Below are 14,848 nucleotides of genomic sequence, written 5' to 3' on the forward strand. Positions count from 1 at the left end.
TGCCCTTTCCTTTTATCTTCTTTGAACCAAGGAGGTTTTGATATTGATTAAATGGTTAGAAAGAATTCAGCTGACCGTCGGCGTTCTGTTTCTGATCACCTTTTTCGTCACCATCATCATCCAGGTAGCCACCCGGTTCATGGGAGTTTCCGCTGTCTGGACAGAAGAAGTCGCCACGTATTCATTCATTTGGTCCGTCTTTATGGGAGCAGCTGTCATGTTGAACAGAAGAGAGCATTTCCAATTCGACTTCCTGTTGAAGAAGCTGAAAGGAAAGGGGAAAAACAGCCTTTATCTGCTTAATGATCTCATTCTTCTCGTATTCAGTATTGCGATTTTCTATTACGGCATCGAAGCGTGCCAGAACTTCTGGAACTACAACTGGGTCTCCCTTCCACAGGTGAAAATGGGCTACGTCTGGATTTCTGTTCCGATCATGGGTGGTACGATGGCCATCTACACCCTCGCCCATATCATCCGTAACGTGAAAAACTTCAGCACCGAGGAGGTGGTAGAATGATCGGTCCTATCTTAGTCTTATTGTTCGTCCTGTTGATGATCATCGGCATTCCGATCGCCTTTGTTATCGGAATCGTTGCCATGACCGGGATCATCAACGTGCCTTACATTCCTGAAGTCACCGTCCCTGTCAAAATGCTGAACGGACTCGATTCCTTCGTGCTGTTGGCGGTACCATTGTTCATTCTCGCCGCCAACTTGATGAACAGCGGCCAGATCTCGCAGAAGCTCATCGACTTTTCGCTGTCGATGGTCGGTCACATCCGCGGAGGGCTTGCCCACGCCAATATTCTAGTATCGATGCTGTTCGCCGGTGTATCCGGAGCGTCCCAGGCGGATACCGCGGGTGTCGGAAAAATTTTGATTCCGAATATGAAAAAGCAGGGGTATGACACAGGCACCGCAGTCGGTGTGACCGCTGCCTCCTCAACAATCGGAGTCATCATCCCGCCAAGTATTCCGATGATCATTTATGCAGGGCTGACGAACGTGTCGGTCGGAGCTTTGTTCCTTGTCGGGATCATTCCAGGCGTGCTCATCGGAATCAGCATGATGGTCATCGTCTACATACTGGCGCTGAAACGCGGGTATCCGACGTATCAGAAAGCATCGATGTCCAACTTCATGAAACAGTTTCTCGACGCTATTCCTGCACTGATGACGCCGGTTATCCTGATTGGCGGAATCATCACTGGGATTTTCACAGCGACCGAAGCGGCTGCGTTCGCATCTATCTATACGGTCATCGTCGGGATGTTCTATTATAAGACGTTGAAGCTGAAGGACTTCCCGAAAATCTTAGTCGATACGCTCACATTGAGTTCCTTGTCCCTGTTCGCTCTGGCGGCTGCCAACGCCCTCGGAGAATTGATGAGCTACTACCAGTTGTCCATGTGGGCCGAGCAGTTCTTTGCCAATAACATCGACAGCAAGTGGGTCTTCCTGCTGATCATCATCGCTTTCTTCCTGTTCGTCGGTACGTTCATGGATGCGATACCAGCGATGATCCTGTTCATCCCTGTTGTGCTTCCAGTGGCGCTGACGTTTGATATCAGCCCTGTTCTGCTAGGAATCATAACGATTATGACGCTCGCCGTCGGCCTGGTGACACCACCGTATGGGCTGTGTCTGCTGTTGGCAGCGAAAATCGGAAAACTGCCGATTGAACGGTCGTTTAAGGCTGTCGTACCGTATATTACGGTCGTCGTCATTGTCCTGCTCGTCGTCGCATTTATTCCGAGTGTCGCGTTCTATATTCCGGAAATGATTAACCCGGGGATGTTTTGAATGAAGAGGTGGAGAATATTCTCCACCTCTTTTTTATGGACAAATGTCTATCTTTGATGGGATATCACGTTTTGTTTATCATTGGATGCCGGCCCTGAAGGCGTCACACATCGGCCGGTCTTCTGGCGGAAAATTAAGCACTTTGTTTATTTTCACCTGTGCTTAAGAATATTTCTTCCAATGTAGGTTCATTAACTTGTATTCTGAATATATCAATATCCTTTTTTAAGTAAAGCCTGTTGATAGCAGCAATGGTCTGCTCACTTGATACAACAAGGTCCGTATGTTTACTGGATACTTCAACATCTGAACCATAGGTTTTAAGCTCTTGGATGAGAGATGTTTCCACATCAGCCTGTATTTCACTATGTTTGATATGGACCGTGATGTTACTTTGATAATCGTGCCTTAACTGTGCCATAGTTCCCTGAGTTTTTATCGTTCCTTGATCCATAATCGCGATTTCATCACATAACTTTTCTACCTCATCGAGATTATGGGAGGTTAGAAAGATGGTGGTTCCCTGGGCCGCAATATCTTGAATGATTTCGTGGATATTCAGAATGGCGTTCGCATCGACACCTGAAGTCGGCTCATCTAAAAAAAGCAGGTCGGGTTCATTGATTAAAGCCTGCGCAAGACCGAGCTTCTTTTTCATACCGAATGAGAATTTTTTCGCTTTTTGGTTGATTGCATCCTCCAGTCCCACTTTTTTTAATAAGTCTTCCATGTGGCTTTTGCTTACCTTCAGTCCTAATATTCTGCTGAAGTATTTCAAGTGTCCCAGGGCTGTTAAATCATCGTAAAACGTAGAGTAGTCAGGTAATACCCCGATCCTGCTGCGTAATTTATCTGCACTGGACCCTTGGTCTGGCAGGAGAGTATAAGAACCTGAAGTAGGGTTGGTTAATCCGGTTATCATATTAATAAAAGTAGATTTACCGGCTCCGTTTTTACCTAAAAAACCGAAGATACTTCCCTTTTTCACCTGTAAGTTGATTTCATTTACGACTTTTTTATCTCCATAGACTTTCGACAACTGGTAGGTTTCAACCGCGTACATTACAAATCTCTCCTCTTAAAAACAAATAGGCTGATAGCTAGAAATATAATCGGGAACAAAAGGACAGGAAACGCCATATACGCCTCTGCATGACTATAGTAGAAATAAGGAGTAATAAAGCTGAATATTTTTAGAAAAATGTTATCGGATGCCATGCTCCAGAACCCCAGCACAGTAAAAGCGACAGCACTGCTAACCCCTATAAACATGGTTAAGGACGGTTTAGGAATCAGCGTCGATAACAGAATCGACAGACCGACGTAATATAAGATGAAAATAAAGGTTTGAGCGAATTCCAGGAAAAAGAATGCTTTGGAAAACGGAATGATAAGAAGGAAAGCAATGAGTAAGCAGGTGATCCAAAAAAGGGTAACGCCCAGCATTTTACCTGTTACAAAGTTAAACCTCGTCGTTTTGGTAGCTATAAATCTTATTGTTCTGGAACTGAGCTCTTGATTGATTACATTATGCGATAAGCTTAAAACGAAAAGCGGTCCGGCAAGGAGCACAATGATAGTCGCTCCAGTGGCATAAGCATTGTTTCCAAAACCTAGTTGATCAAGCTGGCCTTGAAAATTACTGACTAGTTTGGCGGCTCCTAAGGTGACTCCAAAGAGGATGCAGATGATTATGATGGAACGTATGCTTTGAAATAGGTTTTTAAATTCTTTCAGACTAATGGTCAGCATAAGGGCAAATCTCCTTCGTTAACTACAATGGGTAGAATTTCTTTTCAATACTCTTCTTATGTAAAAATGACCGCCTGCTTTTTCTTTTGATTACGCAGGAACAGCGGACTTTTTCCTACGTAAAATGCTTGCTCCAACGACGATGAACGTCAGCATGATCAACACCCACATCGTGTCGCGGTATGTAGACAGGGTGAGGCTCTGGATGATGGAGTGATAACTCTCGAGCAGCAGCCAGCCGATCGGCAGAATAGGAGCGGCGGTGGCCATCGACTTGTTGAGGACTTTCTTTCCCTGTTCGGTTCTTCCTGCTTTTCCCCACGCAAACGTAAACAAAATGACGAGAAAATAGATGAAAATCGGAATCAAAACTACACCTGTAATGAACATCCTTCAGCCTCCTTACTACGTATACGGACGACCATCTTTTTCGTTTCAATAAATTCCCAATATAAAACAATGCTTTACAATGTTCCGAACCCAGTCTTCTTTGTTACCCCTTCACGCCTATAAATCTTGATGATACGGTTTGGAGAGTTTCATACATAAGATTCAGGGAGGCATCAACGTTTGAAATCCAACGTCCTATGATCAACCTTTATATTTATTCTGCTCACGGGTTGTCAGCATCAATCTGTGGAAGAAGTGATTGAAGCTGGACACAGCTCGTCTAGGGAAGTCGCGGATGTGCCAGACTTTGGGAACGCGAAAATGGTTTTGTATTTTACCGATCAGGAAGATGACCATGCCATCAGTGAGGGCACTTGATCAAGAGGGAAATGTTCTTTACGAGGAAGACTTATCCGTGTGACCCCATTTGTATGGAGGTTGGGGCTTAGAGTCCCGATTTTTTACGAAGACTCTGTTAGTGGCCTGGATTATACAATCCTCTTCTCTAACACCTAAGAATTTTAGTTCATGATTCTATACAAAAGATAAAGAGGTTCTGCAACTTGAGAATCGAATCATAACAACCAATATTCATTTACAGTGATAGCAATGGAGGTACAGACCTTGAAAAAAATAATATTATATTTGTTTATAGTTACGTTAGTCTTAGCTGGGTGTGCAAATGAAAGTATTATGTTGTCAGGTGAATCCAGCAACTGGGAGGGAGAATACTCGGCAGATAACGGACCTGATACAGAATATGGAGAATTTACGTTCCATTACAAGAAAGATGAAGAATTGAAAAACTTAAAAATTACGATCAGCGAAGAAGAAACCATTCAAACATGGGAAAAATTAGATAAAAGAACAGTGACGATATCTTCTCAATGTTCAGGCTGCACGCCTGAAACAGGTGAACCTATACAAGTAGAAATTCAATGGGGCCGTCCACAGCAAACAGAAAAACTAACACTGGAGTAGATTTTAGCGAGCGCAATTTCATAATTATGGATATTAGAATCATATGTTAATTGTTTTGCATCTTTAACTAATGAAATTGACCTTTGAACCCCCCTCAGCATCGACTGCTTATAAGCAGTCGATGCTGAGGGGAGTTCTACACTGGTAAGAATCTAATGTTCTAGCATCATCGTTTTTTTGGCTTATCTTGAAGACTTGAATTCGAGATATTAGGCAATTTGAAACTCAATTAGGATGATATCGTATATGTAGTAAGAGTTTTTATAACAGGAGGGGTGGGGATTATGAAAGGCAAGAGGAATACTATCTTAAATATTTTAGGGATCATCTTTTGTTTTGCTATATTTGCTGTAAGCATTTTGTATGTTGAGCAGTACGTCTTGCTTACTTTATCAGGAATATTAGGATGTATTGGAGTAAGTTTCTTTGTATATCTTATCGTAGCAAGTAACTTAAAAAGTGATGTGTAGTAATATTTCTTTTTTATACAACGATTGTAATTTAAAGTCTTATACTAAAGTGTCTTGAAAACAAGTCTTTCTATATCGGGGGCAATAGCTTAAGGACGTATTTATGATCTTTAGCTACATAACTAAATTTAAATAAATATTGAAAATGAATAATTGTAACAGCTTATGAAAGGAGGAGCTATTATGGAGGCTTTTGCTTTTTTTGGTACTCTTATAGCTCTACCAGTTATTCTTATGTTGATTGGTGCTGCTTGTTGGACATATGCTATAAAAAAATACAAAAAAACAAAGGTTTAATGGACTTTGTCTTTTTTAAAGTATTCATCATACAAGAATTATTAATAATGTAAGATGCTTGTTCAAGGGACACATTCCTATTATTCAATATCTCGACATCGAGTTTTAAGCAATAGGGGACGATTATTCAATAGAGCATTAGCCCTTCATTACATATGCACATGTAATATCAGTGGTTTAACCTATTAACTGACGGATCACAGTATACTTCAAAAAGGTATAATGCTCATTTGTGTGGAAGTTATAAAATAATGAAATCCATTTAACTCTAAGTAAGGTAGGGAGATATGAGATGCAAAAATGCAAGAGGTGTGGTGGGAATTCATTTGTAAAAGTACCAGAGTTTGAAAAAGAACTAACTGTCTGTATAAATTGCGGGGAGGTAATTTCAATACGGTTTGTAAACCCAAGTATATTAAAGAAATATAGCCATCCAGATAATCAAAAATAAACCTATATTAAAGTAGCGAAATTTTATGATCTTACCTAAATAGAATTAGGTTATAACCATAGATTGTTCAACTAACGGGTGCTAAAGTAAAAGAACAGTAAGAGATATCTCGAATCCGAGTCTTACATAAACGGGGGCGAATCTGTCACAAGCGAATTGCTCCCTTATTAACGTTTTGGGCAGGTTAGTTGAAGACTTAGTTTCGAGATAATCATCATTTAATCGGTTGTTTAAAGAAACACGCTCTATCTATTTTCTGGATAAGCGTGTTTTTATATCTTATAATTATATTCAATTTTTTGCTTGGAGCGTTTCTTTCATCTTTAACCATGCTATGATTCCGGAAATTAAGGGGAGGGCGGCGACAAGGCCAATGGCCCAATTAACATTAATAAAGTCTGCAATGATTCCTGCAAATAATGCTCCAAAGGCGTATCCACTGTCTCTCCAGAACCGGTAAACTCCCATGGATGTTGCACGCCATTCCGGATGAGCCACATCGCTTATGGAAGCAAGGATCGTCGGATAAACCATGGCTGTTCCTATTCCTAGTAGTGCCGCACCTATGACCCATAAAGAATAGGTATTTACAATTAAGATGAACCACAATGATAATGCCTGGACAAACATTCCAGGCACGATCAGTTTTTTTCGTCCTATTTTATCGCTCCACACACCGGTGAATAGTTGAAATAACCCCCAAGATGCTGGATAAATCGCGACCACCGTACCAATCTGTCCAACACTTAACCCGCCGGCCGTAAGAAAAATCGGGAAAAGCCCCCAGGCCATTCCGTCTTTTAAATTCGTTGTCAGTCCAGCCAAGCTGTTGCTAGCTAAATTAGGGTTTTTCCATGATGTTCGCTTGAAAACTTCCCATGTAGAAACAGTATCTGACTCTACTTTGTCTTGTTCCACCTGCGTTTTCACATGTTGGTCTGTATTTTGGACGATAAGAGATAAAATAAATCCAAAGAGGACGAGTACGACTCCAATATAGAAGGGTTCCGGACTTAAAGAATAAGTAGAAGCAACATAACCTGATATAGCTGCCATAATCGCAACACCGATATAGCCAGCAAATTCGTTAAAACCGACGGCTAATCCTCGTTGAGTTGATTTAGCAAGATCGACTTTCATGTTAACCGTCATCGACCAAGTGAGTGCTTGGTTAATCCCTAAAAAGATGTTCGCGACAATAACGACCCACCAAGCATGAGCGAAAATCACCATGATCGGAACGAATAATCCAACTCCCCAACCTAAGAGAAGCACTTGTTTCCTTCCCATCCGATCGGCTAGATTACCTGCTAGGAAGTTCACAATCGCTTTTGAAAAACCAAAGCTGATAATAAAGGATAGGGCTGCGCTCATGGATGATAATCCGAACCGTTCTTCTCCTAGAATCGGAAGAATAGTTCTTTCTAAACCGACCATCGAGCCGACAAAAAGGTTAATGACCACTAATAACACAAATTGAACAATATTTTCTCGAACACCTACTTGAACTTTTTTCATATTAAATCCCTCTTTAAAAAGACCCTGATTGATCATCAGGTTCTTTTTTTAGTTATTTTTTTCCATCGTGAAGGTGAGTGTCAATGACAACACAATATTCATTCCTAACCGTTTGGCTTCATCCATATAGAAATCAACTTCTTCATTGCAACGGGGCTACTACAACTCCTGAAGCTTTGTTACCGCAGCCAAACAAATAGGAAGATGCGATAGGATTTGTGTGCATATATTGACGAACTAGCATTTTTATTCCTCTATGGATTAGTGGGTCAAATTTTCTTTGTACAGGTTCCATTCATGAATCCCCGCTTCCAAGCGAGCTGCTTCAAAGCCTTCTACTTTCAAATACTCAACGGCTTCTGTTGCATAAACACAGTATGGTCCTCGGCAATAAGCAATCACTTTTTTGTCCTTTGGAAGGTCACTTATATGTGTATTTAATTCTTCCATAGGGATGGAAATCGCTCCATCAAGATGTCCATTTAAATATTCTATTTTCGGTCGAACATCAATCAATATGTGATTTTCCTCTTCCTTACGTTCTGCCCAATCTTCCAGCTCTAACGTTTCCAACTCATCCCCTCTCATAATAAAGTCTTTGCGTAGAAGATTGACATCAGCAATTTGATCTTCAGCAATGGATTTAATAGAGAAAAGCAGGTCCGTTACCTTAGGGTTTGCTATGTGATAAATGACATAATTTTTTTCCTTTTCATAAATCACTAAACGGGCTTCTAGTAATGCCTGTAAATGTTTAGATGTATTGGCCATAGACATTTTTGTTTCTTTCGATAAAACTTCGACGGATTTCGGTGATTGAGATAGTAAATCCAGCAATTCTAATCGTTTGGGACTGGATAACACCTTGCCAATCCGAGAGAATTCGTTATAAATGGTATCTTTGAAGGACCTTGCATCCATGTTTAAATCCACACCTCGCATTAAACTATTCAACTTAATAGTTTAATGGTATCGTTTTGGAATAGGCTTGTAAAGAATAACGAATGAAAGGAGATAATGCTGAGGTTAATCGGTGAAATTATCAATTGTTTTATTTCACTCTGATATACAAGTATTCAGTTGATCGAATTAAAAAGTGTGAAGTTATCCTTTTTTTACTAATTATAGGGGCAGGGTTGTGAAAGACTCGGTGGCGGGGGGAACATATGATAAATATGGTTATTTTTTCCATAAAACTGCAGATTTGATATGATATATTTATATCTTATTGATTCATTCGTCAAATCACTTAAAGAAAAATGAAGTGAAACCACAATAGCTGAGAGAGGGGATTGCAGATGTTTTCAAATAGGCAAACCACAACGGGAAAATGGCTGGCTTATTTAGGGTTATGGATGTTTGCTGCGGGATTTGCATTTAGTGAAATTATAGGAATTGAAGGTACTCCAAGTTTGTTAAGGTCTGCATCCATCCCAATGATTGTAATAGGATTATTGATGTTAATCATATCAAACTTCTTCAATGAGGAACGTTATAAAAACGAAGGATAGCAAAAGGTGGGAGATCTCACGACTAAGTCTTCAAGGATTGGAGGCATTAGTTGAATAAGCCAAATAATAAAAGAGGAGAACCTGTAAGGCTCTCCTCTTTCGTCTGATTAAGAAATCGTGAATCCTTCTTCTTCCTTTATGCCGCCTTTTTCCTCGAACTCATCAAGCAGCGCACGCACTTCATCCGTAGAATGGGTGCCCATCAGCTGATTTCTCAGCTCACCGGCTCCACGGAAGCCGCGGACATAAATTTTGAAGAAGCGGCGGAGCGGTTTGAATAGACGCGGCTCCAGCTCTTCAGAGTACTTGTCGTGAAGATCCAGCTGCAGACGTAGAAGATCAAGCAGTTCATCACTTGTGTGTTCCTTCTTCTCCACTTCGAAGCAGAACGGATTGTGGAACACACCGCGTCCGATCATGATGCCGTCGACGCCGTATTTTTCAACGAGCTCCAGTCCCTTTTGACGGTCAGGGATGTCTCCGTTGATCGTGATCAGCGTGTTCGGGGCCACTTCATCGCGAAGCGCCATAATATCAGGGATCAGCTCCCAGTGGGCATCGTAGTTACTCATTTCCTTCTTCGTCCGAAGGTGGATGGACAGGTTGACGATGTCCTGTTCCAGCAGGTGCTTCAGCCATGGACGCCATTCGTCGAGGTTTGTGTAACCAAGACGGGTCTTTACGCTGACAGGCAGTCCGCCGGCTTTCGCTGCATCAATGATTTCAGCAGCCACTTCCGGACGGCGGATCAGGCCGGAGCCTTTTCCATTTCCGGCTACGTTCTGAACCGGGCAGCCCATGTTGATATCAATCCCACGGTAGCCCATCTCCGCCATGCCGATACTCATCTCGCGGAAGTATTCGGGTTTATCTCCCCAAATGTGGGCGACGATCGGCTGTTCATCCTCTGTGAACGTCAGGCGGCCGCGCACGCTGTCCTTCCCTTTCGGATGGCAGTAGCTTTCTGTATTTGTAAACTCAGTGAAAAACACATCAGGTCGTGCCGCTTCCGTCACCACATGACGGAACACAACATCTGTCACGGCTTCCATCGGCGCTAGAATGAAAAACGGCCGGGGCAGCTCATGCCAAAAATTATCTTTCATAATATATCTGAACCCTTTCTTTATGAGAAGTTTGATTCCCAAAGCTAAAAAGCGACGCTATCTATATCCATTACCATATTGAATGGATTTCAACCAGTATATACTTTAATAGTATCTTACGAAAAGTGCAAGGGAACGAGATGGTTGGAGTGGGTATAAATACATAAGCAGGAATACGCTGTAAATAGTCTGATTATTGAGTTAATTTATGGTAAAATATAGGGGGGCGGTGCATTAAAAAGAAAGGGAGTGGAGGGTTATCACCCGTTACTTTAAATTTGTCGCGACGTTTTCCGGGCAGGAAGATTGGATGATTCAGGAACTGAAGAATGGCAGAGCAAGATTTGGTTGGAGCGGACCTGGGTCTGATTTGAGAAAAATTAAGGAGAAATCTCCATCGCAGCGGACATCAAACGAAAAAGTGACGTGGAGATACACCCAGTTTTTGATGAAGCGTTTAACTGTTGGAGACCGGTTGGTCATTCAGCTGAAGAGGCCATTGAGGAATTTTCTTATCGCAGAAGTGACAGGGGAATACGGTTCTACGGACCCGGAGATGGATGATTTCAACCATTATGTTGAGTGCCGCCTGTTAACCAATGAGTTTATTCGAGTGGATTCCAAAATGGTGTCCCAGCAGCTGCGTCATCACCTCAGCAAGCGTGGTCAGTATTATGAGATCTACAACTCTGATGCTCTCGATAATCTTGAACGCATTGAAAAAATTTCAAGGGAGGGCGGGGAGGATTTTGAGAAGTTAAATCAAGAAGGAGATGCCGCCCTTTTTGCATCACAGGCGTTGGAAGAGGAGTTAATCAAGAAGACGTATGAAAGAATTTCACAAAAATGGCCGAGCGCGCACTTTGAAGGCTTCGTGAAAGAACTGATTGAATCGATGGCTGGAGTTGAGGTGAAAAAAGCAGGGGATTCCGGACAGGGATGGGATCTGACCATTAAAATTCTCGATCCTTTTAGTAACTCAGACATCCTTGATAATATTCCGGTTCAATGTAAGAACTATCAGGGAAACGTGAAAACGGAAAAGCCGATTGAAGATCTTATCCGCTGCAGTCAGAATTCCGAATCTAATTATGCTTACCTTTTCATCATGGGAGATATATCAAAGAGTTTTGAAGATAGTTTTAGAATGAGAATGGAAGAAACGAAACAGGAACTGGGCCGGGACATCGAGTGGCGGATGATCGGTCAGGAAGAGATAGCGAAATTATATTTGAAGAAACTGAATGCACTCACATAAATGAATAAGCACCTGGCTTGTATAACAATAGCTGCAGGTGCTTTTATTTGTGCCTTTGATTCCGAATATACTTGGTTTGTAGAACCTTACTCCCCATTAAACTGTGAGTTCATATGCCCCTTTTCTTCATCGTTAAAAATGTAGAAATTTTCAAGTCCATTTTCTTCTCCAAACTCTCTCATCAGGTTATCGGCTTCATTGTAGTTGAACATCACATCATTAAGTGCATCTTTGGCTTTGATGTAAGACAGGGACTCATTGATGGATTCTCTTGACTGTCTATACTCTTCTGTTTTGGCCTTATCCATTACCCTGGGGTATAAATCGATGTAAATTTCCAGGCTTTCAGCCATGCTCAGGAAGTGGGCGTGAATATCTTCTACCTCGACAGGCACAGTCTTTATGGAATAAAGAAGATCGTTTCCCTTCCGAAAGTTTTCTAAGGACTTGTCCATCATATCCATCCATTCTTTGTTATCTACAGGACTATCGCCGTAATCAGCATCCAGGATAAAGAAGTCTTCCATAGGTCTTAAAGCGTAAAGATAAGCCCCATGAACGGCCGCAATGGCGTCTTGGTATTCTTGATACTTCAGGAGGTTTGAGGCTTCAGGTGAGGAAGAGGTGTCACTATTCTCCTGTTCCTTGTTAGAAGGGACTGCATCTGGGTGAACGGTTTCGTTTTCCGTTTCACTGGATGCTGAAAGACACCCTGAAATCAACAGCATGAAAATGAGCAGGAGCGGTAAGAAAGAGAATCTGAACATTAACCTCCACCTTTCCTATGGCACTTTATTTGAGAATACAAATCTAATATATTAACGAATTACAAATTTTAACACTTATTCAGGTGAGATTATTTGGAAAATAACTTGAAGTTAATGGTGATTAGAGTTAAGCTTAAACTAACTTGCATAACAATATAGAACGTTTTTATTTTTTGCCTAACTACCTTGCAATGCAAGAATGATGGAGAGGGGAACGTCTGGATGTCGTCGAGCCAAATGTTGAAAGGAATTCTTGAAGGCTGTCTGCTCGCCATTATCGGAAAAGGGGAGACCTACGGCTATGAAATGATCGAAAAACTGAACGGCTATGGCTTTTCCATGGTTAAGGAGGGGAGCATTTACCCGCTGCTTCTGCGAATGAAAAAAGAAGGGTTGGTCACCACGACGAAGAAAAAGCATCCGTCCGGCGGCCCGCAGCGGAAATACTACGCCATTACTGAAGAAGGCCGACACGAACTGGAAGCCTTCAAAGTCCGGTGGAAAAGCATTTCCGGTGGCGTTGAGAATTTACTGGAAGGGGAAGAGCGTATATGACTTTATCAGAGGAAAGCCGGGAATTCGTCGATCATCTAAGGCTGTATCTGCTTACGAGTGGCAGGAATGAAGCCGAGGTGGAGGAGATTACAGAAGAACTTGAGGATCATCTCCTTGAAGCTGAACAAGAAGGAAAAAGCACGGAGCATATCACAGGAAAGTCTCCGGAAAAGTATATGAAGGAACTGGCGGGGGAGATGCCTTTGGATAAGAAACAGATCGCCGGGTGGATCCAGGGGTTTATCCTCGGTATCGTCGCCTTCCTGCTGCTTGGAGATGCTTTGGAAGGGGAGCTGTCGTATTCGCTTCTCGAACTGCTCGGCTATCCTGTCATCGCCCTGCTTTATTTAGGAGCCATAATTTTGGCCTTCCGCTACGTATCCTCTAAGCGTCCGACGAAGAAAAAGGAATTCACCTTCTATGCGGTTATCAGTGGCGGGTTCCTGCTGTTGTTCATGGGATTGATTTTCATGGATCAAATGCTTTCGATACCGGCTGTATGGACGGCTGGACCGACAGCGGAAGGGGCCATCCTCGTTTTATCCGCTCTGACCCTTGTGGCGCTCGCTTGGAAGTGGAAAAGCTTCTTCTTGGTTTTCGTAGCGCTGGTCTACTATGTGCCGCCTTTGCTCCTGGAAGCAGCAGGCGTCCAGGCCGATACGAGTCTGATGGTTGAGGCGTTCCTTCCTTTAGGGCTGATCTTTTTGTATATCGTGATTCATACCTTTATGGAAAAAAGAAAGTAGACGACATAAAGAAACCGCCCGTGCCGGAGCAGGCACGGGCGGTTTTTATCATTCGTGCTGATGGAAATCGATCACCATTCGGCCTTGGATTTTACCTTGTTCCATTTCCTCAAAGACGTCCTGAACTTCGTGAAGGTGGCGTGTCTGCACGACAGGAACGACTTTTCCTTCGGCTCCGAATTGGAAGGCCTCCTCTAAATCCTTACGCGTACCGACGAGAGAGCCGATCACTTCAATGCCATCAAGGACGAGTCTTGGAATGTTCAAATCCATCGTTTCAGACGGCAGTCCGACCGCTACGACTTTACCACAGGCGCGGACGGCATCGACAGCAGAGTTGAAGGCTTTTTTAGAAACCGCCGTAACGACAGAGGCGTGCGCACCGCCGAGCTGTTCCTGGATGACTTTCTCTGCATCTCCGTCCGTTGTTGGATTGATTGTCATGTCGGCGCCGATCTCTTTGGCGAGGGCGAGCTTATCGTCATTGATATCGACCGCAATCACTTTGGCGTTGAAGACGTGCTTGGCATACTGGATAGCAAGGTTGCCCAAGCCGCCGCAGCCGTAGATGGCGATCCACTGACCGGCTTTCACATCAGATACTTTGATCGCTTTATACGTCGTCACGCCGGCGCAGGTGATGCTGCTCGCCTGAGCCGGATCGAGTCCGTCGGGTACTTTTACCGCATAATCAGCTGTCACGATGCACTGCTCGGCCATACCGCCGTCGACGCTGTAACCGGCGTTCTGGACATTCCGGCAGAACGTTTCCCGTCCGGTCGTGCAGTATTCGCAGCGCCCGCAGGCATGGAACATCCAAGCGATGCTCACCCGGTCGCCGACCTTCAAGCTTGTGACATCATCAGCGATTTGTGAAACAACGCCGATGCCTTCATGCCCAAGAACACGACCTTCGACATCACCGAAATCACCAGCAGCGACGTGCAGGTCCGTATGGCAGACCCCGCAGTATTCCACATCGACGAGGGCTTCCCCGGATTGCAGTGGACGGACATCCTTTTCAATAACTTCAACATTTGCTTTTGCATGTGGATTGACTACAACAGCTTTCATATGCGTTTCCCCCTTATATTCAATGAATAATGAAATGGTATGTGGAGAAGATCTTCCTTACATATTCATCATAGCACTAGTAACGAAGGAAACTTTGTGAAATATTGAACAAAGTATGAACGTTGAGGAGAACCAATCAGAAACGCCCTGCTTCCGTGTAAAAGCA

The 14,848-nt window shown here is 43.0% G+C and carries 15 protein-coding genes; 7 read left to right on the forward strand and 8 right to left on the reverse strand.

Annotation, left to right across the window (positions count from 1 at the left end):
* The first annotated feature begins 43 nt into the window (after positions 1-43).
* Together QMA39_RS10945 and QMA39_RS10950 are read left to right on the forward strand one after the other, a co-directional pair.
* Positions 44-520 carry a TRAP transporter small permease subunit gene (locus tag QMA39_RS10945; RefSeq protein WP_281658752.1) on the forward strand — a complete coding sequence of 159 codons (477 nt, stop codon included), beginning with the start codon at positions 44-46 and terminating at the stop codon, positions 518-520.
* A complete protein-coding gene (locus QMA39_RS10950) occupies positions 517-1,806 on the forward strand; it encodes a TRAP transporter large permease (RefSeq protein ID WP_206934818.1) in 1,290 nt (429 codons plus the stop codon). The genes QMA39_RS10945 and QMA39_RS10950 overlap by 4 nt, the downstream gene beginning before the upstream one ends.
* Positions 1,807-1,939: 133 nt before the next feature.
* Here the strand turns inward: QMA39_RS10950 and QMA39_RS10955 are convergent, their stop codons facing one another.
* From QMA39_RS10955 to QMA39_RS10965, 3 genes are all read right to left on the reverse strand, one after another.
* The gene (locus tag QMA39_RS10955; protein ID WP_281658753.1) at positions 1,940-2,869 is read right to left on the reverse strand and encodes an ABC transporter ATP-binding protein; all 930 of its coding nucleotides are present in this window, start codon (positions 2,867-2,869) and stop codon (positions 1,940-1,942) included.
* On the reverse strand, positions 2,869-3,558 hold the full coding sequence (locus QMA39_RS10960; protein WP_281658754.1) for an ABC transporter permease subunit: 690 nt from the start codon (positions 3,556-3,558) through the stop codon (positions 2,869-2,871). Before QMA39_RS10960 ends, QMA39_RS10955 begins: the two co-directional genes overlap by 1 nt.
* A gap of 90 nt (positions 3,559-3,648) precedes the next feature.
* On the reverse strand, positions 3,649-3,948 hold the full coding sequence (locus QMA39_RS10965) for a hypothetical protein (protein ID WP_281658755.1): 300 nt from the start codon (positions 3,946-3,948) through the stop codon (positions 3,649-3,651).
* A gap of 624 nt (positions 3,949-4,572) precedes the next feature.
* Here QMA39_RS10965 and QMA39_RS10970 point away from each other — a divergent pair.
* A complete protein-coding gene (locus tag QMA39_RS10970) occupies positions 4,573-4,929 on the forward strand; it encodes a membrane lipoprotein lipid attachment site-containing protein (protein WP_281658756.1) in 357 nt (118 codons plus the stop codon).
* A 1,509-nt stretch (positions 4,930-6,438) separates the two neighbouring features.
* On the opposite strand, the gene QMA39_RS10975 is transcribed toward QMA39_RS10970, so the two are convergent.
* Positions 6,439-7,665 (reverse strand): MFS transporter, encoded by a 1,227-nt coding sequence (locus tag QMA39_RS10975; protein ID WP_281658757.1) that lies wholly within the window; start codon positions 7,663-7,665, stop codon positions 6,439-6,441.
* 261 nt (positions 7,666-7,926) lie between these two features.
* Positions 7,927-8,586, reverse strand: a complete 660-nt coding sequence (locus QMA39_RS10980) for a metalloregulator ArsR/SmtB family transcription factor (RefSeq protein ID WP_281658758.1) — start codon at positions 8,584-8,586, stop codon at positions 7,927-7,929.
* A gap of 377 nt (positions 8,587-8,963) precedes the next feature.
* On the opposite strand from QMA39_RS10980, the gene QMA39_RS10985 reads away from it, so the two are divergent.
* The gene (locus QMA39_RS10985) at positions 8,964-9,176 is read left to right on the forward strand and encodes a hypothetical protein (protein ID WP_281658759.1); all 213 of its coding nucleotides are present in this window, start codon (positions 8,964-8,966) and stop codon (positions 9,174-9,176) included.
* Positions 9,177-9,283: 107 nt separating this feature from the next.
* Here QMA39_RS10985 and QMA39_RS10990 read toward each other — a convergent pair whose 3' ends face one another.
* Positions 9,284-10,282 (reverse strand): tRNA-dihydrouridine synthase, encoded by a 999-nt coding sequence (locus tag QMA39_RS10990; protein ID WP_281658760.1) that lies wholly within the window; start codon positions 10,280-10,282, stop codon positions 9,284-9,286.
* 310 nt (positions 10,283-10,592) lie between these two features.
* Between QMA39_RS10990 and QMA39_RS10995 the strand changes: the two genes are divergently transcribed.
* A complete protein-coding gene (locus tag QMA39_RS10995) occupies positions 10,593-11,540 on the forward strand; it encodes a restriction endonuclease (protein ID WP_281658761.1) in 948 nt (315 codons plus the stop codon).
* 86 nt (positions 11,541-11,626) lie between these two features.
* Here the strand turns inward: QMA39_RS10995 and QMA39_RS11000 are convergent, their stop codons facing one another.
* A complete protein-coding gene (locus QMA39_RS11000) occupies positions 11,627-12,268 on the reverse strand; it encodes a hypothetical protein (RefSeq protein WP_281658762.1) in 642 nt (213 codons plus the stop codon).
* Between the two features lie 261 nt (positions 12,269-12,529).
* On the opposite strand from QMA39_RS11000, the gene QMA39_RS11005 reads away from it, so the two are divergent.
* On the forward strand, positions 12,530-12,862 hold the full coding sequence (locus QMA39_RS11005; protein WP_206934796.1) for a PadR family transcriptional regulator: 333 nt from the start codon (positions 12,530-12,532) through the stop codon (positions 12,860-12,862).
* On the forward strand, positions 12,859-13,608 hold the full coding sequence (locus tag QMA39_RS11010) for a hypothetical protein (protein WP_281658763.1): 750 nt from the start codon (positions 12,859-12,861) through the stop codon (positions 13,606-13,608). Before QMA39_RS11005 ends, QMA39_RS11010 begins: the two co-directional genes overlap by 4 nt.
* A gap of 48 nt (positions 13,609-13,656) precedes the next feature.
* On the opposite strand, the gene adhP is transcribed toward QMA39_RS11010, so the two are convergent.
* Positions 13,657-14,682, reverse strand: a complete 1,026-nt coding sequence (adhP, locus tag QMA39_RS11015; protein ID WP_281658764.1) for an alcohol dehydrogenase AdhP — start codon at positions 14,680-14,682, stop codon at positions 13,657-13,659.
* Positions 14,683-14,848 lie beyond the last annotated feature (166 nt).

Source organism: Halobacillus sp. Cin3 (assembly GCF_947311855.1).
GTDB classification, from domain to species: Bacteria; Bacillota; Bacilli; order Bacillales; family Halobacillaceae; genus Halobacillus; species Halobacillus kuroshimensis.